Origin of the sequence: Paenibacillus sp. RC67 (genome assembly GCF_030020805.1) — a bacterium.
Classification (GTDB): domain Bacteria; phylum Bacillota; class Bacilli; order Paenibacillales; family NBRC-103111; genus Paenibacillus_S.
In genome coordinates this window covers 4,432,674-4,457,535 of sequence record NZ_CP125098.1, presented here as the reverse complement: position 1 = coordinate 4,457,535, position 24,862 = coordinate 4,432,674, and the positions used below count along the sequence as shown (strand labels likewise).

Genomic DNA, 24,862 nt, shown 5'->3' with positions numbered 1-24,862 from the left:
GATGCGAAAAAAAGAGTGTGTGGCCATGCTGCTTGCGGGAGGTGAAGGACGTCGTTTAGGCGTGTTGACCAATAAACTGGCGAAGCCTGCGGTTCATTTTGGAGGAAAGTACCGTATTATTGATTTTACGCTAAGCAATTGCACGAACTCAGGGATTGATACCGTTGGAGTCCTTACACAATATCAACCTTTGGTTTTAAATACATATATCGGCATTGGAACGCCTTGGGATCTAGACCGCAAAAACGGCGGTGTTACTGTTCTGCCTCCGTATATGGAGCAGCAGGGCGGGGATTGGTACAAAGGAACGGCTAACGCCATTTACCGCAATATTTCGTTCATTGAGCAATATGACCCTGAGTATGTGCTTGTCATTTCGGGTGATCACATCTATAAGATGGATTACGACGCCATGCTTGATTTTCATAAGCAAAAAGAGGCCGATGCAACTATTGCTGTCATCGAGGTGAAGTGGGAGGAAGCAAGCCGCTTCGGTATTATGAGTACGGACGATGAAGAACGTGTCGTCGAGTTTGCCGAAAAGCCGAAAGAGCCTAAGAGCAATCTGGCTTCCATGGGCATTTACATATTCAATTGGCAGGTGCTCAAATCGTATTTGAGTAAGGATGAAACGAATCCGGATTCAAGCAAAGACTTCGGAAAAGATGTTATTCCGCTTATGCTGCGGGAAAAATTAAACCTGTTTGCTTATCCGTTCGAAGGCTACTGGAAAGATGTGGGGACGATAGAAAGCCTATGGGAAGCCAACATGGACTTGCTGGAAAATGAACCGCAATTCAACCTTAATGACCGTGAGTGGCGTATTTATTCAGTTAATCCATGCCATCCGGGTCAATATATAGCTCCAACTGCACAAATACATCGCAGTTTGGTTAACGAAGGCTGCAGTGTCTTCGGGGAAGTAGACCATTCCGTCTTGTTCTATGGAGTACAGGTAGGGGAAGGAAGCTTTATTAAAGATTCCGTCATTATGCCGAATGTACGTATCGGGAACAACGTAAAAATATACAAAGCCATCATTGGCGAAGGTACTGTCATTGAAGATGGCTGCGTGATTGGTGAGCCAGATGAGAACTCCAACATTGTGTTGATCGGCGGTAACGAGATTATCAATATGGCAACGATGGCCAATTTGAAAGGGTGAGTTCTTATGAAGCGTATGATGGGCGTAATCAATCTGGTGAACGAACCGGATGACCTGGAAGAACTGACCTATTCTCGCTGCGTGGCCTCCGTGCCGTTCGGAGCGAGATATCGCTTGATTGATTTTACGTTATCGAACATGGTGAATTCGGGCATGGAAAATGTTGCTGTGTTTACTCAGCATAAATTCCGTTCCTTGATGGACCATCTCGGCTCGGGCAAGGAATGGGATCTGGACCGCAAACGCGGGGGCTTGTTCCTGCTGCCAGCGATCCTTCATGAAACGACAGGAATGGCGCGCGGCGATTTATTTCAATTCTATAGCCATCGGGACTACTTCTACCGTGCCAGGGAAGAGTATGTCGTTATTTCCCGCAGCCATATTGTGTGCAATATCGATCTGAACGACGTATTGGATCAACACCTGGAGAATAACGCAGATATCACTGTTGTCTATAAGCAGGCTGAGGATGAGGAATTTGCTAAGTTTCGCCGGCTTGCCGTCAAGGAGGACGGTCAGGTAACCGTTATGGAGGATCATTCAGGGCGCTTGCGGAATGATAACATCTCTATGGAGATGTATGTGATGAGCAAGGAGCTGCTTCTGGATATGGTCGAATCTTGCTTGGCGCAGGGTTATGACCATTTGGTAAGAGATGGAATTATGAAAAATATCGATAAGCTCAGCGTCTATGGTTATCTGCATACCGGGCATACTGGCATAGTGAATACGATACAAAGCTACTACAAGCATAGCATGCAGCTATTGAATCCGAAGGTATGGCGCGAACTGTTCTTCCAGAAGAATCTGATCTTCACTAAGGTTAAGGATGAGCCTCCTGCCCGCTATGCGGAAAACGCACATGCTCGCAATGCATTGATTGCCAATGGATGCACCATTGAAGGCAAGGTGGAGAACAGCATCTTGTTCCGGGGCGTTAAGATCCGCAAAGGAGCTTACGTGAAGAACAGCATCATCTTGCAAAACTGCGAAATTGAAGAAAACGTCATTATTGAGAATGCGATTCTGGATAAGGATGTGTTTATCAGTCGAGGACGAGTACTGACAGGAGACAAACAAGCACCGTTTATTGCTTCCAAGACCAAGGTTATTTAGATAAAATAGCGTGTTGGAAATTATTTTCCAACACGCAAAATAATAAAGGAGTGGTAGGAAGCCATGAAAGTGTTATTCGCCGCGTCGGAAGCCGTACCTTTTGCCAAAACGGGAGGCTTGGCCGATGTTATTGGATCATTGCCTAAGGAATTGGCAAAGCAAGGGATCGATGTTAGAGTCATACTGCCCAAGTATGAGGATATCCCCGAGACCTATACCCAAGCTATGGAGACTGTTGCTACCTTCACATTACAAATGGGTTGGAGAGAGCTGTATTGCGGCCTTTTCAAGCTAGAGCATGAAGGCATCCAGTTTTATTTTGTAGATAACGAATATTATTACAATCGCCGGGGCTGTTATGGTTATGGCGATGATGCGGAACGGTATGCTTTTTTCTGTCGGGCAGTCATGGATTCGATGCAGCATATGGATTTCATTCCAGACATTATTCATTGTCATGATTGGCAAGCCGGCATGATCCCCGTGCTCTACAGGGCTCATTTCAGCTATCAACCAGAGTACGCTCATATAAAAACGGTGATGACGATTCACAATCTGAAGTACCAAGGTGTGTTCGCCAAAGAGCAGTTTAAAGATTTCTTCGCTTTAGGAGATGAACACTTTACGGGGTATGCACTGGAGCAGTATGGGGGAGCCAGCTTTATGAAAGGCGGCTTGCTGTACTCGGATTACATTACGACTGTAAGTCCGACTTATGCCCAGGAAATTCAGACTCCTTTTTACGGTGAGTACTTGGATAGCCTGATGCGCAGCCAAAGTGGACGACTTCTTGGAATTGTCAATGGGATAGATTACGAAGAATTTGATCCGATGAACGACCCCCATTTGGAAGTCAATTACCGGGATTCCATACCGAAAAAGCTGCTGAACAAAGTCAAGCTGCAAGAGAAGCTCGGCCTGCCGGTGAATAAGGATGTTCCGTTGATAGCGCTCGTTACGCGTCTGGTCGATCAAAAAGGCCTTGCTTTAATTGATAGGGTTATTGAAGAATTAATAAGAATCGACGCGCAATGGGTTATCCTGGGAACAGGTGAGCATCGATTTGAACAGCTGTTCCGCTGGGCTGCAGACCGTTATCCGGACAAGCTGTCGGCGAACATTGGGTTCAATGAAGGATTGGCACGCCAAATTTATGCTGGTTCAGACATGTTCCTTATGCCGTCCCAGTTCGAGCCGTGCGGAATTGGACAGCTCATAGCGATGCGTTATCGCTCTGTTCCAATTGTACGCGAAACAGGAGGATTGAAGGATACTGTACAGCCTTACAACGAATTGACCGGAGAAGGAACGGGGTTCAGCTTTACTCATTACAATGCGCACGATATGCTGTACACCGTGGAAAGAGCCGTGAATCTGTATCATGATGAAGAGTCCTGGGGCAGGATCATGGCCAACATCAAGAAAAAGGATTTCAGCTGGCGCAAATCCGCCCAGCAATACGCTGCCTTGTATGAGCAATTGATCCATTAGAGAGTCGGCTATAAGCTAATAGAACGACCATAAACCAACGTCTTATAGGCGTTGGTTTACGTTTTTAATATGCAAACAAAAGAGGGGATACGTTTGGAAAAATACTACGTAGTCACTGATTTGGACGGTACGCTGCTTCGTTCGGATGCTGTATTGTCGCCTTTTGCCGAAGAAGTGGTTCATTCTGCGTTGGAGCAAGGCATTGTCATGAGCTATGCGACAGCCAGAAGCTATAAAAGCTCTACAGCCGTTGTAGGCAATGTTAAATGGAAGTATCCATTGATTCTTTATAATGGAGCACTCTTGTTCGATCCACTTGAAATGAAAAAGCTGGATGGAGCCTTTCTTGACCCATCGCTCACCGATCAAGTGATTCGTTTAGGTAAAGGATTTGGTTTAAGTCCGTTATGGTTTGCTTTGGATAACCACAATGAGGAAAGAGTGCTGCATGAACCACTCCAGCGTAAAGGTGATCTGGAGTTTCTTGCTAGCCGTCCTAATGATACAAGATTCCGCGAGCTCCCGGAGCTGCTCTACTCTGAGCTTTTTCAAACGTTGATCCTTACCTATATAGGTCTTAAAGAAGAGCTGGAACTCTTAGTGCAGGCGATCCGTGATCAGTTTCAGGATGGAGTCCACCTGCATTTCATGCCGGACAATTACATTGCGAATCATTATTTTCTGGAAGTAAGCCATCCGAAAGCTAACAAACGAGACGGATTGCTGATGTGGGCGAATCATATAGGCTGCTTACCAGAGGATATTATCGTGTTTGGCGATAATTTGAACGATATCGGATTGTTTGAAGCTGCCGGCTTAAGAATTGCTGTTGCCAATGCCCAGCCTGAGCTTAAAGCGATAGCGGATAGGACAATCGAATCGAATTCGGAAGACGGAGTAGCCAAGTACATTCAGGGTTTGCTGGAGACCTAATTACGAATGATCGGCAGCCAAATCATCGTAGTACATAGTCTCATTATTAAAGGAACGATTGATCGATAAAAACGTATGGATGAGCTCGAAAAGCTCGGACTGATCTAATTGCAAAGAAACGGTTTCGTCGTTCATAGGATTTGTGGAGACGTTAAGCATAATCGATTTATGATCTTGGTCGACTTGAATTTCCCATTGTTCTTTTTTTAGTACGCTTTCCCACACGTGCAATCACGCTCCCCTTTTTGCTATAGGCTCATGCTTGTTCCATAATTGGACATGATATTCATTATATGTATCCGCATTATTGAATATGACATAAATAAGGTAGGAACCTCGTGCGTAGAGTGCGAGGTTTTTTCTGTTGTGTCGCATATGTGATAGACGGAGCTAGCTTATTCCAAGTACACTTTCCATGTGAGCGCTATTATATAGAAGAGGGAGAGGAAGCATCTCGGTATCCCAACAATTTTTAGCTCAATGCTGTGGTTTGACTAGACAAACAGTTGCTCGCATACTGGGCGAATGGCGACGTTCCAGCTGAATGTTACCCAAAGAGGGAAGATTAAAATTATTGACCGCTCTGCGCTGCACCAAGTCGTGCTTCAGCCTGTGAAGGAGACGGAGAAACAAACGTATTATCAGACTTAACGCAAGTGGAATCATTAAAAAAAAGCGGAGCACTGGATGCTCCGCTTTAGTGCGTTTATTTGGATGCTACGCTTCCTTCATAAATAACTTCTTGGAGCGGTCTCCGCTCATTAGGTACTTCACGCTGCTGGAGCGGCTCTGGCAGTATGCTTGCATCCCCCTGATAACCGATCGTCACCACGGCATGCAATTCAAATTCGTCAGGTACATTCAACAAAGCGCGAGCTTGAGCTTTATCAAAACCGCCTATGGCATGAGTTGCCAAACCAAGCAATTTGGCCTGAAGTGCCAAATAGCCCCATGCGGTTCCCGCATCAAACGAGTGAGCAGGGTTTGCATCTCCATTGGCTCTTGTTTTGTCTGAAGCAATTAACACCAGAACAGGAGCTTTATCAGCCCATGACCGGTTAAATTCATTTAGGAACTGATGAAATACGGCTAGCTGCTCATCCGTTTTGGCAACGATAAAACGCCAAGGCTGGTCGTTAAACGAGGAAGGTGCCCAATGAGCGGCTTCCAAGACGGTGAGAAGGTCTGCGTCTGATACCTTTTGATTGGAATAGGCACGAGGTGACCAACGATTCAGAAAGACAGGATTGATGGGATATTCGGATTTGCGATGAGCCTGAACCTCTTCATGAACCTGATTAAGAACCAAACTGGAATTACTCATACTAAAATACCACCTTTCCAATAGGAATTATATGTAATATAACACACTTATCATTTGTAAGCAACGGTATATTGATTACTCTCTAAACTAAACTATATAACAACAAATCATCGTATACCATTATTTACAAAAATTTCACAAAAATCTGCATAATAATCATATTTTCTTCATAATAGTATGTGTAAATTGATATTGATTAAGAAAAAAGAGGTGCGACTTATGTACTATTGTATCTTTTGTAAAAATCTGCATCATTTTAACTATACGAAAGATGAAGTCGTATTCAAAAGCGGATTTCATTATTTTGATACTAAGTTATACCATGCAGGTTTGTGCAGCCAAGTTCATGTATTCTTAAAGAATGAACAGCCGGCTACGGCATGAGTTGTTAATAAAAAAAAGCCCCTCATAACAGAGGGACTTTCGATTAGAAGCAGCCGCGACCGAACCGGGGTCTACTTTCGAACAGAGCAATGACAAGCAAATCAAATAAGACAAGTGGGAGTATGAAAGGGAAGAAAGAAACGGTAGCTTTATTTTTTCCGGCAGGGCGAACAGCTTGAATATATACTTTATTTTTATCCACTTTTACAATTTTGCCAACATAGGTTTTACCGTGAACGGTAGTGATTCGGACCTGACGGTGCATATATTGCTTGCATTTTTTATAATTATGATGAGTAGACATAATACTCCTCCTTTCGAGTGGGACATGGTATAGTATATGTTTTTCTATTAATATGGTTCGGGCTTAATATGGTTTCGCTCCTCTTATGTCTATCGCAAAGTATTGATATAATAAGTGGGAGGAGGAGGATGATGATGAGTCGATCAACCGCTTTTATATTTGCTCATCCCGATGATGAGACCTTTCTATGCGCGAGTTTAATTAAACGCCTTGCAGAGCAAGGGGAAGCGCCTGTACTATTGTTGGCTACCCGAGGGGATGCCGGGAAGAAGAATGGCGATGTAGGTCATCTATCGAACGAAGAGCTCGGAGCACAGCGTGAACGGGAGATGATTAATGCGGCTAATATTCTTGGATTAGGCAAGGTGGAGCATCTGGGGTATCCGGACGGGAAATTAAAAGAAATCGAGGCAAGTACATTTACGGAACGAGTGATCGATTTTATTCGTGAACATAGGCCTGAGGTGGTTGTCACTTTTCCGGAGGATGGGGGTAATTTTCATCCCGATCATATGACTATATCTAAAATTGCTACCTCTGCCGTTTTAAGTGGACGCTGCCCTTCGGTTCAAAAGCTTTATTACATTGCATCCAATACTTTGAAAGAGAACGGTCATCATCCCTCGATTACTTTGGATACGGAACCGTATTGGGCTATGAAAGCCGAAGCTCTGCGCGCCCATGCATCGCAAATTTATGCTATTAAAAGATACTTTGGCGATCTGGAATCGTTCCCTGAAAACCGGCGGTATGAATCATTTGTTCTTGCATGGGAAAGAGGAGCCTGGTACCCTTCAAGATTAGAGCAGTGGATCTATGATGGAATCATCTGATTAATGAGGATGGTAAAAGGGGAGTCGTTCATTTGACAAAACAATACGCTATCGATATGGCCAAAAAGTTGTTCAGAGAGAACAGTAAATCGTATTTTGTGATATGGTTTCCTGATTCGAACGAATATGCCGTCATGGATCAAGATGAATTTGTTAAAAATAAGGATGAATTGAATAAATGGGTTGTCTTCAGCATTGAAGGCTAACGGTGTAATCTAAGATTTGGAGGGGGGGGGCCCCTCCTGTTAGTCCCAGCCCTTCGGCTGCGTCTTCGGTTTGTTAAACAACGAAAATTTTTGCCACCATTTCTGCTGCTGATTGGTTGATAGAATCGATTTTACCTGATGCATCAGTAATTTAGCTCGATCTTCGCCACGATAAAGCTTTAGTTCTTCATAAAACTTTTCCGAATCCATTAGTCTCACCTGATGTAAGTTATTTGGGGTAGAGCATTATATTAGCAATTATTAGCAGCCAATACAAGAATAGAACTGGAAGGTCAAGGGAATTGAGAGTGGCAATTTAATAAGAGGGATGAGGCATTGTATCGTGGATGTTTTTAGACTGATTCTTATATTGCATATCGCTGCAGGTACAATTTGTCTGTTTACGGGCGCGATATCGGCTTCGGTCAAAAAAAGAAAAGGATTGCATACTGCTTCTGGGGAAATCTATCATGCTTGTTACGTTGTGATTCTGCTAAGTTCTATTTGTATGGCTATTATGCATTGGTCGGAGAGCGCGTATTTATTTTATATTGCCATCTTCTCTTATGCCTTAGCGTTGTATGGATACACAGCCAAAAAAAGCCAACGTGCGGGCTGGCTTAGTAGGCACATTGGCGGTATGCTAGGCTCTTACATAGGAATCATAACTGCCGTGCTTGTCGTAAACGGACATCACATTCCAGGCTTGAATCAGCTGCCTGTGCTGGTCATTTGGTTATTACCGACAATAATAGGAACTCCCATTATTATCATGGTGGGCAGGAAATATAAACGTACGAGAAAAGCTTGAGAGATCAAGCTTTTTTTGTTGTTAAATAGGGACAGTACGGATGTCAGGATGTTACTGACATCCTGTTTTTATTCGGAAAAGTAATAGTATTCGTTTCATGCTAAAGCGGACTTTAAAAAATGAATTCATTTTCCGATAATTAACAATATGGGAAATGAAGATCCTTTTCCTAAAACAATACAAATTTGAATCGAGGTAACAAGCAATGACAATGATTGGCATTGATTTGGGAACGACAAACAGTCTGGTTGCTTATTGGACTGAAGACGGTCCCGTAATTATACCGAATGTACTTGGGGAGCGCTTGACCCCTTCTATAGTCAGTGTAGATGAAAACGGTGAAATCCTTGTCGGACAAATAGCGAAAGAACGGCTAATTACTCACCCTGATCTTACGGCGGCGACTTTCAAGAGATACATGGGAACGGAGAAAATATTCCGTCTGGGGCGATACTCCTTTTCGCCTGAGGAACTGTCGTCTTTTATCGTAAAGTCATTGAAATCGGATGCAGAAGCCTTTCTTGGACAAGAAGTGACAGAGGCAGTGATCAGTGTACCTGCATATTTCAACGACACCCAGCGTAAGGCAACCAAGCGCGCGGCAGAGATTGCAGGTCTGAAGGTAGAGCGACTTATCAGTGAGCCTACAGCTGCTGCCATTTCTTACGGTCTTCATCAGCAGCAATCGGATACGAAGTTCCTAGTCTTTGATTTAGGTGGAGGAACTTTCGATGTATCCATTTTGGAGTTTTTTGAAGGTGTCATGGAAGTACAGTCCATTGCCGGAGATAATTATTTGGGAGGCGAGGATTTTACCCAACTGCTCGTTTCTTATTTTTATGAAACCAAGGGGATCGACTACCAGGAATTGGATTTCAAGGCGCGTTCTGCTCTTTTCAAGCAGGCTGAGATATGCAAGCGTGCCCTGGGCAGCGGTCAAGCTGGACAAATGAGCTTTAACTGGAAGGAGCAAGAATACGAGCTGACTATAGACCGGAATGATTTTGAGAAAATAGCGGGTCAGCTCATACTGCGGCTGCGTCATCCTATTGAACGAGCGCTTCGCGATGCTTCCATTTCACCGGATGAATTGGATGCGGTCATCTTGATCGGCGGTGCCACACGTATGCCAGTCATCAAATCGGTCGTCAGCAAAATGTTCGGGAAGCTGCCTTATAGTCAGATCAACCCAGATGAGGCGGTTGCCTTAGGGGCAGCCATACAGGTTGCCCTAAAGGAAAGGAACGAGGCACTGAAGGAAGTCGTACTAACAGACGTATGTCCTTATACATTGGGAATCGAAATTACTAAGACAATGGGGAACGGCCATTTCGACAGCGGTCACTTCAGCCCCATTATTGAACGAAATACCCCCATCCCGGTCAGTAAAGTAGAAACGTTCTATACGGTTCACGATCAGCAGAAAAGCATTCGAGTCAACGTATACCAAGGAGAGAGCCGCAAAGTAGATCAGAACATTAAACTTGGTGAGCTGTCCGTGCAGGTGCCTCCAGATGATGCGGGCGAGCAAGCGATTGATGTGAGATTCACCTATGATATCAACGGTATTTTGGAGGTGGAGGTCACCACCATAAGCACCGGAGTAAAGCAGAAAACCATTATTGAGAAAAATCCGGGCAAGCTGACGCAGCAAGAGATCGAGGAAAGATTGAAGCAACTGAAGGATATCAAGATTCATCCTCGTGAGAGGACGGAGAACCGATTGCTCCTAGCCAAGGGGGAAAGGCTGTACGAGGAAGCGTTAGGAGAGAAACGATCAGAAATTTCATTTCTGCTAGAGCAATTTGAACGAGTCCTTGCCTCTCAAAATGAGCAGGAGGTTAAAAAGGCTGCTGCCACTCTCAAGAAACAGCTGGTGCACTTGGAGAGGTGGCGTGACTATTGATGCAAATATGGAATATTCTCGATATAGCACCAACGGATGATGTGTCAGCAATCAAGAGAGCTTATGCAGCCAAGCTGAAGGTTTATCATCCGGAGGAAGATCCAGAAGGCTATCAAAGGCTAAGGGAAGCTTATGATCAAGCGCTGAAGCTGGCTAAGCAGCGTAACAAAAAAGAAGCGAACCCCATTTCTTATGAGAGTCAAAGTGAGAGTGAGGACCATAAGCTGGAAGCGTCCGCAGCCTCGGAGCTTGAGCAGGAAAAAGGAGAAGAGAGCTTCGTTCATGAAGAGATCCATTATGAGCTGAAGGATAATGAGGATTACGATTCAGAGGATGAGGATGAGACAGAATCGGATCATCCGTTTCAGGTACATCGGTTATTGTCCTATTTGGATCAGAATGAGCCCCGTATTCCAGATAACCCGGTGGAACTGTTTATTGAACAGGTCGAAGCGTTATATGGAAACTTTTCTTTGCGAGTGGACACAGATGCCTGGCTGGAGCTGTTAAATACGGATGTCATGTGGAATGTGAATGTGCAGAGCCGTGTATCCCACAGATTGCTTGAATATTTAGAAAAACACCATTTTTTACCTGATGCCGTGTGGAAGCTTCTTGTTAAGGCATTTCAGTGGAAAGAGCTTGCATCAGAGGATGAGGACAAGTTCAAGGAGCAGTACCCTAAAGTGTATGCTTATGCGATCGGGCATGAACAACTAGTAAATAGAGGATACTCAGCTCTTTTGAATGTTAAGAATTTGGATTATGATGCTTTTCTGCTGCATAGGGAACAAGGTTTATTGGCTTTACTGGAACAGGACTATCAAGCGGCCGAGAGCTTCTTAAGAAAAGCAGCAGAAAGGTTCCGATCCGATCCCGATGTGATTAGACTGCAAATCGAATGTTATTTACAATTAGGCAACTTGTCACAGGCTTTATTAGCAAGCAATATCCTCATTGAAGTCATGCCAGACTCATGGGAAGGGTATTTGAAACGGGCTCATATCAAGCTTGAGCAGGGAGAAGCGCAGGATGCGCTGGAGGATCTCTCTCGGGTTCTTGATCTAGCTCCGAACCATCCTCTTGCTCTTTCCTTAGCGGGAAGCTCATATAGAAAGCTCGGAGATCATGACAGGGCTCTTGAAGTATATAAAAGGATGGAGAAAGCAAATCCCAATGATATAGAAGCGATGCTTGCCATAGCTGAAATCCAAGCTCAAAGAGTAGAAATGATTAAGAAGCACAGGGGAAGCGGCAAGAGAACGGAACTGAAGCAGCTTAAGCAGGATCTTGGAAAGACACCTTTAAGTAAACGTCTGAAGCTTGGTGCTTTACTTCTTGTTGGTGGTAAATGGTTCAGCTTGATTGCGGTTATTTCGCTTCATTTCCTCATATCTTCTTCTTTTATAAAGCATACGGGAGAGACTCCGATTAGTTATATGGTCAATGTGTTTAAACCTGTGGAAACCCAGACGGTTACATCATTGGGTGATCTTGATTATCTTCCTCCGAAGGTAAACGCTGTGCATATGAAGCTGTCGAATGCAGTTTACATGGGGATTAATCAGATCAAGATGAAGGACGATAACGGGCAAGAGAAGACCTTGTATCTCTCTACAGCTGAAGTAGAGAAACAAGATTTGCTGTCATATGTTGAAGGCTATTTATGTGTAGGCTATTTAAATGGCGAACCCATTATGATATTGAGCAACTATAAGCAGGCGAAAGAAATATACGATAACAAATCGATTGAAGTCGACGGAACGGTTCGTCCCTTGGATTCGGAAGCACTACGGGGTGAATACGATAAATGGCAAAAGAAATACCCCAAGGCCATACAACATCCTTTAAACGAAAAATATTTGGATTCCGTATCGAAGCCGGTCCAAAATCATAACAGCGTGCCGCTGCGGATCTACTTATATATTTTCGTATTGCTCTTGTACTACATTTCTGTATTTAAGGAAGTCCGGAGAGTATGGAGGTTCCTCCGTTATACTTAATGGATCATAGAGGAGAGACTAGACATTGAATGCTTCTGCTGTAAATGCGAAATTCGCTTCTCAGCCTTATATCGATGCACTGACAGCGATGTGTATCGTTGGGAGAGATGGCGACTACCATGTCCAAAATCCGAATTGGATTTATTCGAAAAGAAACTACTTGCGAAATTTTTGTAATCATTGGGGTGTTGGGAGTTCCGATGAGCTCAAAGAAAATATAAGCTGGTCCTTGAAGGTAGGGAGCAGAGCAGAATTTGCGGACATGAGCCGTACATTATCTGTCCTTTCAGAATCAGATAGAACGCGATATATCGAATTGGAGAAGGATAATCCGACGCAGAGCTATAAGCTGTCCATCGTAAATGAATATTTAGGACGGATGCCTGCAGGGGGGATAGCTGCCAATGATTATGCATGGGTAGTATTCAAGTGCTGCGCCGGCTATAAGATGGACTACTTAACTGAGGAGGAAAAGTGGACTTATCTAAATGAAGTGATCCAGACTGTTAAGAGCCGTTATTCCAATTGGAAAGACTTTTTAATCAGTTTCTCAGTGGGTTCTGCCTTTATTTCCGTAAATCAGAGTGCCGACTATATTAGTGAGAACAAAGCGCTCCTCACTAAATTGTTAACATCCCATTACAGTCCATTATGGCAAGCAAATTTAAGGTAGTTAGGTGGGAGTGGATCATTGGATATATGGGATCAATTGGGTATCAATCCAACGGAAGATAGTTCGGTTATCAAGAAGGCCTATGTTCAAAAACTGAAGCAGCATCATCCTGAAGAAGATCCCGAAGGATACCAGAAGCTTAGAGAAGCTTACGATCGGGCAATTATGGTTGTTAAACGGAAAAGGCAAGCAATGAATCACAGCACGAGGGAAGAAGACGTTGTCTTCCTCCCTTCCTTGCGTTCATTACATGCTATATCTCATCAACGGACTAATCAGGAAGAGCTTGTAGAGGTATTTATGGAAAAGGTTCATGAAGTCTATCAGGATTATGCTTCCCGGATTGAACCAGCCTCTTGGCTTAATCTGCTGCAAGAAGATGTTATGTGGAATATAAGACTGCAAAAAGCGGTGCGAGAGCAAATGTCCGTTTATATAGAACAGCATCCCTATTTACCTAGGGAAGTATGGAGAATGTTGAATGATGGCTTTCATTGGACAGACACGATACGAAACGATGCAGACTCATTTGCTAAACGGTTTCCTACTATTTTTCTTCATGTATTTGCTGATCCTCACTATATATCTAGCTTGCGGTACACGTATATTGAAGAATTTGCGGAAGTCGACGCATTTCTCGAATACCGATTGAAGGCCCTCATTGCACTAAAGGAAAACAACATGCAGCTTACAGAAGCAATGCTTACGAAGGCGCATACTTTATTTGCGGATGATCCGGATTTATTGCGTCTGAGAGGGGAGTTTTATCTCAGGCAAAGCAGCTTTCCGGAGGCATTAGAAGCCATTGAGCGATGTATTCGAATCGTCCCGAATGAGCTTGATTTGTATATGTACAGGGCACGAATCCATTTTGAAAAAGAGCTTTTTACCAAAGCGATTCTAGATTTACAGCATATTCTGTCTCTTGACCCGGAGCACCTGGACGCATTGTCGTTAGCAGGAAAATGCTATAGAAGGTTAAGGGAGCAGGAGCAGGCTAAGGAAATGTACCAACGCATCATCCATATCCAGCCATTGGATATCGAAGCGGTTATACAGCTTGCTGAGCTTGAAGCGAAAAGGGTGAACATTCGTTGAATTACTATGATCCGAGAGTCCGCAGGCAGTTGGCTTTATACGTTAACGCACTGTCTTCTTTTTGCATGAAAGGACAGATGGCCTATTCTCTAGCTAATAAAATGCACATGGTGTTCGAAAATAAAACACGCCTGCGAAATGCACTTGAGCTGTGGGGAAGCGATGATCAACATTCCATAAGACCAACTCTTCAGTGGCTGTTTGATACGGGCCTCCGTAAAGAGTTTCAAGATTATCGCATGCTCCTATCAGGGCTTACCGAAAGGGAGAGAAGCCGATACTTGCAAGAGCTTCCGGAGAAGGAAAGGCGAACGAACAGGATGCGGGTCGCCAACTATTATTTGACACGCCTTCCTATGGAGGGCATAGCAGCATTTGATCATTCCTGGTGTGTCTATTTATGCTGTGCTGGATATCATCTTGGTTACTTGACGGAAGATGATCAATGGAGGATTGCAGCAATGAGCCTTAGCGACGCAAGGAAATCGTATTCTACCTGGAATGAATATTTAATTAGCTATGCGGCGGGAGCTGATTTTTTTGATGCGAGTCCTTCCTTGGATTACGTGAAGAATTACAATGGTTTCTTGATCAAGCTGCTTACGGGAGCTGAAAGCCCATTAGCCGGTTTAAATCTAAGGTGATGATTACCTGTAAAAAATGGACACATTTTCATGATGATATGGTATAATCTCCCTGTTCTGTAACCTGCATTTATTTGTGTTATGACCACACTGTAAAGGGATGTTGATGTTAATGTCATTTATTCAAGTTCTAGATAAAGGCTACGTAAGGCTTGTCAATCATATGGGATCGGATTTAACGATTGTTAACGCGGCGCGTGTATCCTATGCCAAAGAATCCAATGAACTGGATAGTAAAGATATTCGATTGATTCAATTTCTAGCGAGGGAAGGCCATACTTCGCCTTTTAGACATGTCATGCTGCAGTTCGAGGTGTACGCTCCATTAATGGTAGCAAGACAATGGTGGAAGTATGTAGTTGGCTCCGCTCATATGGAGGGAACAGGGGACAGTCTTGAGGGATGGAATGAATCCAGTAGAAGATACATTACGGAGGAGCCGACATTTTATATTCCGAAGGAAGAAGAATGGAGAGGCAAACCGGCCAATTCCAAACAAGGCAGCGGCGAAGCGGTACATAAGGAATTAGGGATGAAACTGACTCAGCAATTAATCGACTATATCGAGCTGGGTATTCAAAAGTATGAAGCTGCTCTAAACGACGGAGTGTGTGCGGAACAGGCGAGATTGTTTTTACCATCGTATGGCATGTACGTTCGTTGGTACTGGACTGCTTCACTTCAATCCGTGTGCCATTTCCTTAATCAAAGACTGGAGCATGATGCTCAAAAGGAAATACAGGATTATGCAAAAGCGATTTTGGAGCTGAGCAAGCCGTTATTCCCTTATTCTGTTGCTGAATTGATGCAGTAGATTGGATACCTAATGAAGTTAGATGAGGTGTATTCAAATTATGAAACTGAATTATCAATCTGACAGGGCTTGTAGTTCTGAAGAAGTCGCTGAACTATTCAGAGCATCGGGAATACGACGGCCGGTGGACGATTTGGAACGTATTCAACGGATGATCGACCATGCAGATGAGATCATGACAGTACGGAACGGCGATAAGCTTATCGGAATTCTAAGAGCGGTAACGGATTACTCCTACTGCTGTTATATATCGGACCTTGCGGTAGATCGCGATTATCAAGGCTTAGGAATAGGTAGAGAGCTTATTGCTATGTTAAAAAGAAAACTAGGCGTTGATGAGATTCAGTATGTGTTAACCTCAGCGCCCAAGGCTGTTGGATTTTATGAAAAAATCGGTTTCGAGCGAGCCGATAAGGCATTTGTAATTAAAAGGAAAATAAATTAGATTAAATTGGAAATATGAAAAAAGAGGCGCTGCCAATAGATGGAGGTAGGTTGTTATGCTCGTCAAACGAATTGTAGCCAATATAGCTACGAAAGATATTGAGGCAGCCAAAAGTTTCTATCAAGATGTACTCGGCCTTGATTTATTGATGGATCATGGGTGGATAGCGACATACGGGTCTAATCAGGAAATGAGTGTTCAAATTAGTGTCGCATCGCAAGGCGGTTCTTCGACACCTACGCCAGATCTATCGATTGAAGTCGATGATGTGGAGCTTGCTTATGCTCGTATGAAAGAAGCAGGGTTTCACATTGAATACGGACCGGTAAATGAGCCGTGGGGGGTTCGACGATTTTATGTCCGAGATCCATTTGGCAAGCTGGTCAATATTCTAGCCCATACCTGAGGGAATAATGTTGAAGATTCTGTATGTCAGCCCACATAAAAGAGCAATTTAGAAGAAATGTGGCAGAAGGTTACATGCTATTATGGGTTTATCATCATTTTGAGAGAGGTTGATAAATCATGACTGCTCGTATGTCAAAAGGTCGGCTGTGGACAGCAAGGATAATGGGCTGGCTAGTTATTCTGTTCATGTTATTTGATGGTGTATTCAAATTTATTAAACCGGCTCCCGTTGTAGAGGGTACCGTCTCGCTTGGCTATGCCGAGCATCACATCACTCTAATTGGTGTCCTGGGGCTGATTCCTACCCTTTTGTATTCCATTCCACGTACGTCTGTTTTGGGTGCAATGCTGTTGACCGCATATTTTGGCGGAGTCGTTGCCACTCATATTCGAATGGATGCTCCGCTTTTGACTCATACTTTATTTCCAATCTATCTAGCTGTTTTGACTTGGGGAGGATTATGGCTGAGAGATGAGAACGTACGCAAGCTAATTCCATTCATTAAATCATAAGTGAAATCTAAGACCCTTCTGCTGCGGAGTGGTCTTAGTTTGTGAGGGAAATAGGATGATGAGCGAACATTATTTATACCATTACTACGAATCGGAACGTGGGTCCTTCGCTAATTTATCAAGCTTGAGCGACGAGATGGCTCAGAAAGTGATAAATGATTTAAAGCGGGATAGTCGACTATTCGCTAGTCAACGATCAGAGACGTATTTAACCATAAGGCGTGAAGTGGAGAGCACAGCCAGAGCGCTTTTTATAATGAAGGGCGGGAAGCCAATAAATCATTATCCTCATAATATGACGCTTGGTCCATGCCATTGGATTAAGGATTGGTATAGAAATGGTCAGGAGCTTAAGATCGCAATGGATGAGTTTGAAGATCAAAGCATCAGCTTCACTTATGGGGATTTATTCCCTACAATGCGTTATAAGGATGGCAAGCCATACCGGGGCAACGTCTATACGAAACCAGAAATCCTAGACTTGATTCAGCAGTATGGTTTTCCTCAAGAATGGAATGCAGATGGCAGTCATGGTCCGGAACGGTATATCGAGGTTCAAATCTGGGATGAGACGATTATAGGGAAATATAAAGGCTGGAAATGATGGGACAGCTTAAACGGAAACGAAAGCATGAGGGGAGCGAAGTCTTTTAGAGACTTTGTAAGCCTCTTTTTTAATATTCGGTAAGAAAGGAATTTGTTGATGTTAAACAACCCACAATCTTTTGATACGATACATCCAAAAGCTCTTTTTAACATCACGGCAATGTTGCTACTAGAAGGATGTCTTATTCTCAACTTATTAAATAGTAGAAATATCTTCATTAAGTACTTTTATGTTCTTGTGATGCTTATCGTTGTAACGATAATAGGAGTCTTAGTGAAACGGCGATTTTTTACAAAGCTTAATATTACTTTAGGAATCGATTACGTAATATCAACAAATGGAAAACTATATACTGCATCTCAAATTGAATGTATTTTCATGAATTACAATAGGATTGGCTTTAAATTATACGGAAAGAGAATAGTTCCTATTGATTTATGTTTTTATTTTAACAAACAGCAAGAAGCAATTGGATTAGAAAAAGTCAAAGAATGGGCGGATCAAAATAATAAAGAAGTGAAGAATAGATTTTTTCAAACTTTAATATAGTTGATTCTTTACTAGGATTTTTGCAGGTAATATTAGAATAGTTGATAAGATACAAGATAAGAAGAACCAAATTTATTACTTAGACGGATTATTTATTAAAGATCAAACATCATTCTTTTGTGCTTTAGGTGAAGCAATAAATGGGCCTGGTGGGTATTATGGAAGTGGTCTAGACGGTCTCTCAGATTGCCTTTGTGGAGGATTTGGGGCAAGAGCGCCATTCAAGATCCATTGGGATAAAGTAGATAATTTTCTTAGTAATGAAAATTTAGAAATTAATAATGACAACATAAAATCTGATAATAAATCGTTTATGATAACACTTATAGCGCTGTTTCTTAACCGTAATGTAACGATTATCTTAGAACCGTGAGAAACAGCCCCTTGGTCTATTCAATTCAATATAGGCTCATACTCACCTGTAAATGAGTACTGATATTCGTTAGCTACACGGATGTAGCCAGCTACGTATTTTCTGCGATCCCGATGTACTATTGCGGATTGGTTCTTGTTATCCTTATTTCCTTCGGCCACGATCAGTACGTCGTTATCGCAGGACAGTACAATCCCGATATGGTCATGGGGATCGTCGGAGAGTAACTTTTCATAGATTACGATATCCCCTCTGGATGGCGTGAAATCCTCCTCCATTCCACTATGGAAACAACGGATATCAGGAAGCTGAGCCCATTCAAGCCATGCAGCGACGCCTGCGAATCGGCATACTCCATTCGGGTATCTTATCGGCAGAAGCAATCCTGCTTGTCTGCAGCAATAGTAAACGAAAGCTGCGCACCAGCTGTCTTTTAATACAACGTAGATGTTACTGTCTGGCCAATGTGCGCACAGATCCCGGTAATCTTGATCGCCAGCCATTCCCCAAATCCCCTTTGAAGCGTGCTCCTCGGCAAAATCCGCCCATAATTGTCGTCTGTTGATAGTGGGAACGCTTGAGGGAGTATCAGTAGGAGCTATTTGTTCTACAGAAGTGCCAATCGGTATTGATAAATCTAATAGTAGTGATTGCAATCTATTGCTCTGAAAGGGTTCATCCTTCGGATTGTGAAAGTAATGATGCAGCATCACTGCGTCTTTTATTGTCTCCTCATATACGCCATGCTGGTTCATTTGATTGTTATGATAAAAAATGGAGCGAAGGATGGTTCGTAGTTCCTCTTTTGAAAATAGCCCCGTATTTCTAAGAATAGGTCTTACCGCTTCTGCGCTGTTCTCGGCATGAAAGGTCGAAATTCCCGTTTTATAAAAATAGTAATCATGAAGCATACCTGCTATAGCTGCAAGTTCTGCATGAAGTCCTCTTTTGTGGGCCAGCATAGAAGCAAAGTTGGATACACCGTACAGATGAATATAAGCATTGCGTCTTCTGTCTGCGTCGGATATGGTTAGCAGCATCTCATCAACTATGATACTGATACTATCCAGTCGTTTAGTACCTTCCCTATACATCTTGTTTCCTTCCTGAGTAGTTAATGTTAAATGAAATTATTTCAACACAAGGCTTCCTTATTATTCCATACCATAAGATGAAATCATAGGGGGATTTTTTAAAAAATGAACGCACTTAATTTATGAATATTAGGAAAATAATGGTTTACTTTAATGTGGAGCTCTGTTAAAATAATCTTCGGAGAACATATGTTTGTAATTATTATGGTATATTTTGTTATAAACGTTCTTTCCCTTGGTATTTTGGATGTAGTCATCATAAGATAAGTAAGGTCAGAGGAGTCAGGTCCTCTAAGCGATTCGTTGATTAACTCCCTGAAGAGACATCAGAATCGGGTTCAAGTCAGATGCGCTCAGGTAAAGGAGAGAAAAGTTCATGTCCATTTTGGAAAAACTTCCACAAGCCGTAGAGGCCAGCTTGTCAGCACAGCCCATGTTTGCTGCAATGGCCGATGTGGATGAGGAAGGCCATTTCGGTGAGCGATGGCTCATTGTGATGGATGATGAAGTAATGGTTTTCAATGCTGAAGGTGAAGTCCTCAAGGAACTGCCGATCGGAGGAATATCCGAATGCCGTATTGTTTCGGCTATCGGAGGTGGCACATTAATTGCAGACACAGGAAAAGGACCCGTAGCGCTAATCCGCTATACTTCGAGCCACGCGGGGAAATTCGGATTTGCTGCCAAGTTGATTAAAGCGCTTTCTATCAACGAAGAGGTTCCCGTGGCGTCCGTGAAGGATTTGCCAAGACGATGTACCCAGTGCGGAACGCCCTTGTTAGAAGGCACCCAGGTATGTTCGGTGTGTACCGATAAAGGAAAGGTCGCGGCAAGACTTTTAAGCTATGCTAAGCCATATCGAGTACAGATGACGACGGCTGCGCTGATGCTGGTTGCAGCTACTTTGATGGAGCTGGTCCCGCCATTTTTAACTAAAGTGATAGTGGATGATGTGTTACAGCCTAAGAGCTTTGGACTTGCTCTGTTATGGTTCGTTCTAGGGCTTGCCGGAACCAGAGTCATGCTTTCCATTATGCAAACCCTTCGAGGCTATATGGGAGTATGGGTTGGGGGAAAACTGATGGGGGATATCCGTAAAGATATTTATTCCTCGCTCATGAGGTTGTCTCTTGGATTCTTCGATCGCAGGCAAACCTCACAGTTTATCGGTCGAGTCAATAGTGATGCTGAAGCAATGAGGCAGTTCTTAACGGACGGTGTCATGTGGATAACCGGACAGGTGCTAATGCTTGCAGCTATCATTACAATGATGGCTAGTCTTGATTGGAAGCTTGCTATTTATGCCATTATACCTACACCATTGATCGTAATAACATCGCTATTCATTTGGCCAACTATACGTGCGCGATGGTATCGGCATTGGAGAGCTATTAATAAGCTGAATATGCTAGTGGGTGACGCTCTTCAAGGAATACGTGTCGTGAAAGCATTCGGCCAGGAGCCGACGGAGATGTCACGCTATAGCGATGCTAATAAAGATTTGGTCGTGCAAAATATTCGAGCAGACGGTATGTGGCAGGGTGTATTCCCATTGTTCGCCCTTATCTCGACCTCTGGTGCGATTCTTGTATGGTACTTCGGCGGTTGGATGGTGCTTCGCGATCAAATATCCCTTGGTACTCTAATGGCTTTTACTGCTTATTTAGGAATGTTGTTCGGACCGCTGCAATGGTTCAGCCAAGCACTGAACTGGACCAGTAGAGCTATGGCGGCGGCGGATCGTGTCTTCGAAATCATGGATACTCCGTCGGATGTACCGGACGATATCGAGCCAGTTCCCATGGATTGGGTAGAAGGTAGAGTGGTGCTTCATCAAGTCTCCTACGGATATGAGACGCATCATCCTGTATTGAAAAATATCGACCTGAACGTAGCACCTGGAGAAATGATCGGTCTGGTCGGGCATTCCGGCGCAGGAAAGTCGACACTTATTAATATGATTTGCCGGTTCTACGATCCCAACCAAGGACATATTACGATAGATGGAATTCCACTGAAGAAGATCAAGCAGGAAGATCTGCGCAAAAAAATTGGTGTCGTCCTGCAGGAAACCTTTCTTTTCGACGGAACCATTACGGAGAACATTGCCTATTCCAAACCGGATGCAACGCCAGAAGAGATCATGAGAGCAGCCAAAATCGCCAATGCGCATGATTTTATCGTTCGTCTGCCCGATGGATATGATACGAAGGTAGGGGAGCGGGGGCATCGCCTTTCCGGCGGTGAAAAGCAGCGTATTGCAATAGCGAGAGCTATTGTACATGACCCTCGCATTCTTATTCTCGACGAAGCTACAGCATCCGTAGATACGGAGACGGAACGGCAAATACAAGAAGCCATTTCACGTCTTGTAAAAGGCCGTACTACGTTTGCAATTGCGCATCGTTTATCTACATTAAGGAATGCGGATCGGCTGGTCGTATTGGATAAGGGTCAAATTGCCGAGATAGGTACTCATGAACAATTGCTTGACAAAAAAGGAGCCTATCACAAGCTGGTGGAGGCACAAAGAGAGCTATCGAAAATTAAGGGGGTGCAGAGCTGATGCGCGATCCGTATGAAATTGTTCTGCTCGATTCCCGTAACGTATGGTTGGCTCGTAGTGCGGGAGGTCTACTGCAGGCGGTTATTGATGGGGTAGAATATCCGGAGGTGCTATTGTATCGTGCATATCCGTTCTCACGACCAACGGAATACATCTCGGTACGCACTCCCAAAGAGGAAGAAATAGGAATCATCCTCAAGCTTAGTGAGCTCGAAGACGGAAGCCGCGAAGAAGCGGAGAGAGAGTTGAATCTAAGATATTTGATACCGCGTATAACCCATATTGAGAAAATAGCTCAGAAACCAGCTCTATGGATATGGAATGTAGAGACTACGCTTGGCACAATGACGCTAGCTCTTCGTAATTTGCACGAGCATCTTCAATCACCAGCCCCCGGTCGTTATTTGATATCGGACATTGAAGGGCGACGCTGTGAGATTGAAGATATTAACGCTCTAGATGCGCATAGTCGGAAGCAGTGGGGTAAAATTTTATAGAATATAACAATTGACATAACAAGAAGCTGTTGCACTCCAATTGGGGAGCGACAGCTTCTTTGCTGACTCAGGAAAGTGGCTATTTCATTTTTCTCCAATATACACCAGTAATATCGATTGGAACAATTGGTTCTATAATACCATGTTGTGCCCTAAAATCATGTACTGCTGCTGAGCAGTAGCCTATTGAGTAGTCGTCAATAATGATATAACCGCCAATAGACAATTTTGGATATAAGCTTGTTAGGCTTTGCATTGTAGAAGAGTACATATCTCCATCTAATCTGGCAATAGCTAGCTTCTCAATCGGTGCTGTAGGTAATGTATCTTTAAACCATCCTTTAAGAAACCGTACTTGTTCGTCAAGCAAATCGTATTTGTAAAAGTTTCGGGCGACTTCCTGCAAAGATACCTTCAGGAAATCTACAGTATGAAAAATGGCTCCTTCATCCACAGGATAATTGGCCACATCAGGGGCAGGCAGTCCTTCAAAAGAATCGGCAACCCATACACGACGGTCAGTAATGCCATAGGCTTTAAGGAAACCCCTCATGAAAATACAAGCTCCGCCTCTCCAAACCCCGGTTTCGATAAAATCGCCTTCAATATTGTCTGCAATGACAGATTTCATGCAATCGTGCAAATTGTTCATTCGTAACCGACCAATCATACTATGTGCAATAGCAGGCCAATCAAGCCCTTGTCTGCGATTTTCTGGGATGGCTCCAGTTTCATGTTCAATCCATATCTCATATAAAATTGTTTTTTTCAGTAATTCTAAATAGAGCTCTTGAGCTGAGTCTACTGCCATGCAGGTACACACCCTCTCCACATGTTCACTACGATAAAACCAATATATTCGTAAATGTCAAATGTGTATGAGCTATTGTCATATAGCTGAAAGATCTCTTCATAAGTGTTCCGATAATGATCAATATTTTTAGCTATGATGGCGGGATATGGGAAACCGCTGTTAGCTGCAGATGCCTATGCCTTATGCGAATTCTTTAACAATAATCAACTGGATAATAATGACTGGAAGGATAGAATGTGTTAAAGTTTTATATGTTGGGATGTCATCCACGCGAGACATACCTAACGTAAGAAGAATGCTTTTCTTTTCCATTCCATGCTTTGATTCCAACGTGAACAGAGACTAAGGAGGATGTACCATGCCAAAAACAATGAACGATCTGCACCAAAAGAAACAAAATGCTCTTAAGATTACGATGCTAACGTGTTACGACTATCCTACCGCTGTATTGCAAGACCGAGCGGGACTGGATGTGATTTTTGTAGGGGATTCCCTAGGTACTAACGAATTAGGTTATGAACGTGAGACTTCAGTTACTTTAGATGAAATGATTCACCATTTAAAAGCAGTACGTAGGGGAGTTAAGGAATCATATTTGCTTGCGGATATGCCATACCAAACGTACGTTAATCCCGGTATGGCGTTGGTCACAGCTAGAGAACTAATCTCACATGGAGCAGATGGCGTAAAGCTAGAAGGAATGCAAGAAGATGTAATATCGCATTTATCCAATAACGGAGTAGAGGTCTGGGCTCATCTTGGATATAACCCACAGTATCATAACAAAATTGCTGTTCAAGGAAAGACCTATGATTCAGCTAAAATATTGGTGTCAGATGCTATAGCTTTACAAGACGCTGGCGCAAGCATGATGGTTTTGGAGCTTATACCTGAAGAGCTTGGTAAAGTTATTTCGGAAAAGCTTGCTATTCCGACCATTGGGATAGGGGCAGGACGATATACAGATGGACAGGTTCTTATAGTACAAGATATGCTGGGCATTACCGCACGTGAGTTAAGGCATGCTAAAAATTACGCCAATATAGGCGATATCATGCATGAGGCATTTCAAACGTATGTGCATGAAGTAGAGTTTAATGAGTTTCCGCAACCTGCGAACGTTCGAAATATGAAAGAACAGGAACGGGAACAATTGATGCATTGGTTGTCAATGAATAGATAATTGAGCAGCACGAAGAGATTACTTCTTTACAACTGCATAACTTCTCGAAGCTGCGGGAATCCCTATTGGGAAAAAAATTAAATCAGGTATCAGTAAAAACCAGATGAT

Annotated in this window: 30 protein-coding genes; 24 read left to right on the top strand and 6 right to left on the bottom strand. The window is 43.3% G+C overall.

Annotated features, from left to right (window positions below):
* Nucleotide 1: 1 nt before the first annotated feature.
* From QMA13_RS20320 to QMA13_RS20305, 4 genes are all read left to right on the top strand, one after another.
* Nucleotides 2-1,165, top strand: a complete 1,164-nt coding sequence (locus QMA13_RS20320) for a glucose-1-phosphate adenylyltransferase (RefSeq protein WP_282935570.1) — start codon at nucleotides 2-4, stop codon at nucleotides 1,163-1,165.
* A 15-nt stretch (nucleotides 1,166-1,180) separates the two neighbouring features.
* A complete protein-coding gene (glgD, locus tag QMA13_RS20315) occupies nucleotides 1,181-2,281 on the top strand; it encodes a glucose-1-phosphate adenylyltransferase subunit GlgD (RefSeq protein ID WP_282943463.1) in 1,101 nt (366 codons plus the stop codon).
* 63 nt (nucleotides 2,282-2,344) lie between these two features.
* Nucleotides 2,345-3,772, top strand: coding sequence for a glycogen synthase GlgA (gene glgA / locus QMA13_RS20310; RefSeq protein WP_282935569.1), 1,428 nt, complete (start codon nucleotides 2,345-2,347; stop codon nucleotides 3,770-3,772).
* Nucleotides 3,773-3,865: 93 nt separating this feature from the next.
* Entirely contained in the window at nucleotides 3,866-4,705 is an 840-nt protein-coding gene (locus QMA13_RS20305; protein ID WP_282935568.1) for an HAD family hydrolase, read from the top strand.
* On the opposite strand, the gene QMA13_RS20300 is transcribed toward QMA13_RS20305, so the two are convergent.
* Nucleotides 4,706-4,930: a hypothetical protein gene (locus QMA13_RS20300; RefSeq protein WP_282935567.1), complete on the bottom strand. Its 225-nt coding sequence runs from the start codon at nucleotides 4,928-4,930 to the stop codon at nucleotides 4,706-4,708.
* Between the two features lie 226 nt (nucleotides 4,931-5,156).
* Between QMA13_RS20300 and QMA13_RS36670 the strand changes: the two genes are divergently transcribed.
* Both QMA13_RS36670 and QMA13_RS20295 read left to right on the top strand, forming a co-directional pair.
* Nucleotides 5,157-5,249 carry a helix-turn-helix domain-containing protein gene (locus QMA13_RS36670; protein ID WP_481858236.1) on the top strand — a complete coding sequence of 31 codons (93 nt, stop codon included), beginning with the start codon at nucleotides 5,157-5,159 and terminating at the stop codon, nucleotides 5,247-5,249.
* Entirely contained in the window at nucleotides 5,231-5,356 is a 126-nt protein-coding gene (locus tag QMA13_RS20295; protein ID WP_282935566.1) for a hypothetical protein, read from the top strand. The genes QMA13_RS36670 and QMA13_RS20295 overlap by 19 nt, the downstream gene beginning before the upstream one ends.
* Nucleotides 5,357-5,411: 55 nt before the next feature.
* Here QMA13_RS20295 and QMA13_RS20290 read toward each other — a convergent pair whose 3' ends face one another.
* Both QMA13_RS20290 and QMA13_RS20280 read right to left on the bottom strand, forming a co-directional pair.
* Nucleotides 5,412-6,029: a nitroreductase family protein gene (locus tag QMA13_RS20290; protein WP_282935565.1), complete on the bottom strand. Its 618-nt coding sequence runs from the start codon at nucleotides 6,027-6,029 to the stop codon at nucleotides 5,412-5,414.
* 427 nt (nucleotides 6,030-6,456) lie between these two features.
* On the bottom strand, nucleotides 6,457-6,717 hold the full coding sequence (locus QMA13_RS20280; protein WP_282935563.1) for a hypothetical protein: 261 nt from the start codon (nucleotides 6,715-6,717) through the stop codon (nucleotides 6,457-6,459).
* Nucleotides 6,718-6,845: 128 nt separating this feature from the next.
* On the opposite strand from QMA13_RS20280, the gene QMA13_RS20275 reads away from it, so the two are divergent.
* Complete coding sequence (locus QMA13_RS20275) at nucleotides 6,846-7,550, top strand: PIG-L deacetylase family protein (RefSeq protein WP_282935562.1); 705 nt, start codon at nucleotides 6,846-6,848, stop codon at nucleotides 7,548-7,550.
* Between the two features lie 32 nt (nucleotides 7,551-7,582).
* On the top strand, nucleotides 7,583-7,756 hold the full coding sequence (locus tag QMA13_RS20270) for a hypothetical protein (protein WP_282935561.1): 174 nt from the start codon (nucleotides 7,583-7,585) through the stop codon (nucleotides 7,754-7,756).
* Nucleotides 7,757-7,795: 39 nt separating this feature from the next.
* Here the strand turns inward: QMA13_RS20270 and QMA13_RS20265 are convergent, their stop codons facing one another.
* Nucleotides 7,796-7,966, bottom strand: coding sequence for a hypothetical protein (locus tag QMA13_RS20265; protein WP_282935560.1), 171 nt, complete (start codon nucleotides 7,964-7,966; stop codon nucleotides 7,796-7,798).
* A 133-nt stretch (nucleotides 7,967-8,099) separates the two neighbouring features.
* On the opposite strand from QMA13_RS20265, the gene QMA13_RS20260 reads away from it, so the two are divergent.
* The 13 genes from QMA13_RS20260 to QMA13_RS20200 all read left to right on the top strand — a co-directional run bounded on the left by QMA13_RS20260 (nucleotide 8,100) and on the right by QMA13_RS20200 (nucleotide 18,600).
* Nucleotides 8,100-8,567, top strand: a complete 468-nt coding sequence (locus tag QMA13_RS20260) for a DUF2306 domain-containing protein (protein WP_282935559.1) — start codon at nucleotides 8,100-8,102, stop codon at nucleotides 8,565-8,567.
* A gap of 205 nt (nucleotides 8,568-8,772) precedes the next feature.
* Nucleotides 8,773-10,473, top strand: coding sequence for a molecular chaperone HscC (locus QMA13_RS20255; RefSeq protein WP_282935558.1), 1,701 nt, complete (start codon nucleotides 8,773-8,775; stop codon nucleotides 10,471-10,473).
* Entirely contained in the window at nucleotides 10,473-12,476 is a 2,004-nt protein-coding gene (locus tag QMA13_RS20250) for a J domain-containing protein (protein WP_282943461.1), read from the top strand. Before QMA13_RS20255 ends, QMA13_RS20250 begins: the two co-directional genes overlap by 1 nt.
* Nucleotides 12,477-12,501: 25 nt before the next feature.
* The gene (locus QMA13_RS20245; RefSeq protein ID WP_282935557.1) at nucleotides 12,502-13,149 is read left to right on the top strand and encodes a DUF1266 domain-containing protein; all 648 of its coding nucleotides are present in this window, start codon (nucleotides 12,502-12,504) and stop codon (nucleotides 13,147-13,149) included.
* An 18-nt stretch (nucleotides 13,150-13,167) separates the two neighbouring features.
* The gene (locus QMA13_RS20240; protein WP_282935556.1) at nucleotides 13,168-14,247 is read left to right on the top strand and encodes a J domain-containing protein; all 1,080 of its coding nucleotides are present in this window, start codon (nucleotides 13,168-13,170) and stop codon (nucleotides 14,245-14,247) included.
* On the top strand, nucleotides 14,244-14,891 hold the full coding sequence (locus tag QMA13_RS20235) for a DUF1266 domain-containing protein (RefSeq protein WP_282935555.1): 648 nt from the start codon (nucleotides 14,244-14,246) through the stop codon (nucleotides 14,889-14,891). Before QMA13_RS20240 ends, QMA13_RS20235 begins: the two co-directional genes overlap by 4 nt.
* 112 nt (nucleotides 14,892-15,003) lie before the next feature.
* Nucleotides 15,004-15,705 carry an FAD-dependent thymidylate synthase gene (gene thyX, locus QMA13_RS20230; RefSeq protein WP_282935554.1) on the top strand — a complete coding sequence of 234 codons (702 nt, stop codon included), beginning with the start codon at nucleotides 15,004-15,006 and terminating at the stop codon, nucleotides 15,703-15,705.
* A 40-nt stretch (nucleotides 15,706-15,745) separates the two neighbouring features.
* Nucleotides 15,746-16,150: a GNAT family N-acetyltransferase gene (locus QMA13_RS20225; protein WP_282935553.1), complete on the top strand. Its 405-nt coding sequence runs from the start codon at nucleotides 15,746-15,748 to the stop codon at nucleotides 16,148-16,150.
* Between the two features lie 55 nt (nucleotides 16,151-16,205).
* On the top strand, nucleotides 16,206-16,556 hold the full coding sequence (locus QMA13_RS20220; RefSeq protein ID WP_282935552.1) for a VOC family protein: 351 nt from the start codon (nucleotides 16,206-16,208) through the stop codon (nucleotides 16,554-16,556).
* Between the two features lie 119 nt (nucleotides 16,557-16,675).
* Nucleotides 16,676-17,071, top strand: a complete 396-nt coding sequence (locus tag QMA13_RS20215; protein WP_282935551.1) for a DoxX family protein — start codon at nucleotides 16,676-16,678, stop codon at nucleotides 17,069-17,071.
* Between the two features lie 55 nt (nucleotides 17,072-17,126).
* The gene (locus QMA13_RS20210; protein ID WP_349254156.1) at nucleotides 17,127-17,675 is read left to right on the top strand and encodes a hypothetical protein; all 549 of its coding nucleotides are present in this window, start codon (nucleotides 17,127-17,129) and stop codon (nucleotides 17,673-17,675) included.
* Nucleotides 17,676-17,774: 99 nt separating this feature from the next.
* On the top strand, nucleotides 17,775-18,227 hold the full coding sequence (locus QMA13_RS20205; protein WP_282935550.1) for a hypothetical protein: 453 nt from the start codon (nucleotides 17,775-17,777) through the stop codon (nucleotides 18,225-18,227).
* A gap of 16 nt (nucleotides 18,228-18,243) precedes the next feature.
* Entirely contained in the window at nucleotides 18,244-18,600 is a 357-nt protein-coding gene (locus QMA13_RS20200) for a barstar family protein (RefSeq protein ID WP_349254233.1), read from the top strand.
* Between the two features lie 20 nt (nucleotides 18,601-18,620).
* Here the strand turns inward: QMA13_RS20200 and QMA13_RS20195 are convergent, their stop codons facing one another.
* Entirely contained in the window at nucleotides 18,621-19,694 is a 1,074-nt protein-coding gene (locus QMA13_RS20195) for a CHAP domain-containing protein (RefSeq protein WP_282935549.1), read from the bottom strand.
* 376 nt (nucleotides 19,695-20,070) lie between these two features.
* Here QMA13_RS20195 and QMA13_RS20190 point away from each other — a divergent pair, with 376 nt between their 5' ends.
* Together QMA13_RS20190 and QMA13_RS20185 are read left to right on the top strand one after the other, a co-directional pair.
* Nucleotides 20,071-22,260: an ABC transporter ATP-binding protein gene (locus QMA13_RS20190; RefSeq protein ID WP_282935548.1), complete on the top strand. Its 2,190-nt coding sequence runs from the start codon at nucleotides 20,071-20,073 to the stop codon at nucleotides 22,258-22,260.
* On the top strand, nucleotides 22,260-22,757 hold the full coding sequence (locus QMA13_RS20185) for a DUF1854 domain-containing protein (RefSeq protein WP_282935547.1): 498 nt from the start codon (nucleotides 22,260-22,262) through the stop codon (nucleotides 22,755-22,757). Before QMA13_RS20190 ends, QMA13_RS20185 begins: the two co-directional genes overlap by 1 nt.
* A 79-nt stretch (nucleotides 22,758-22,836) precedes the next feature.
* Here QMA13_RS20185 and QMA13_RS20180 read toward each other — a convergent pair whose 3' ends face one another.
* On the bottom strand, nucleotides 22,837-23,568 hold the full coding sequence (locus tag QMA13_RS20180; protein WP_282935546.1) for a TylF/MycF family methyltransferase: 732 nt from the start codon (nucleotides 23,566-23,568) through the stop codon (nucleotides 22,837-22,839).
* Nucleotides 23,569-23,929: 361 nt separating this feature from the next.
* Between QMA13_RS20180 and panB the strand changes: the two genes are divergently transcribed.
* Nucleotides 23,930-24,754 (top strand): 3-methyl-2-oxobutanoate hydroxymethyltransferase, encoded by an 825-nt coding sequence (panB, locus tag QMA13_RS20175; protein ID WP_282935545.1) that lies wholly within the window; start codon nucleotides 23,930-23,932, stop codon nucleotides 24,752-24,754.
* The last annotated feature ends 108 nt before the right edge of the window (nucleotides 24,755-24,862 follow it).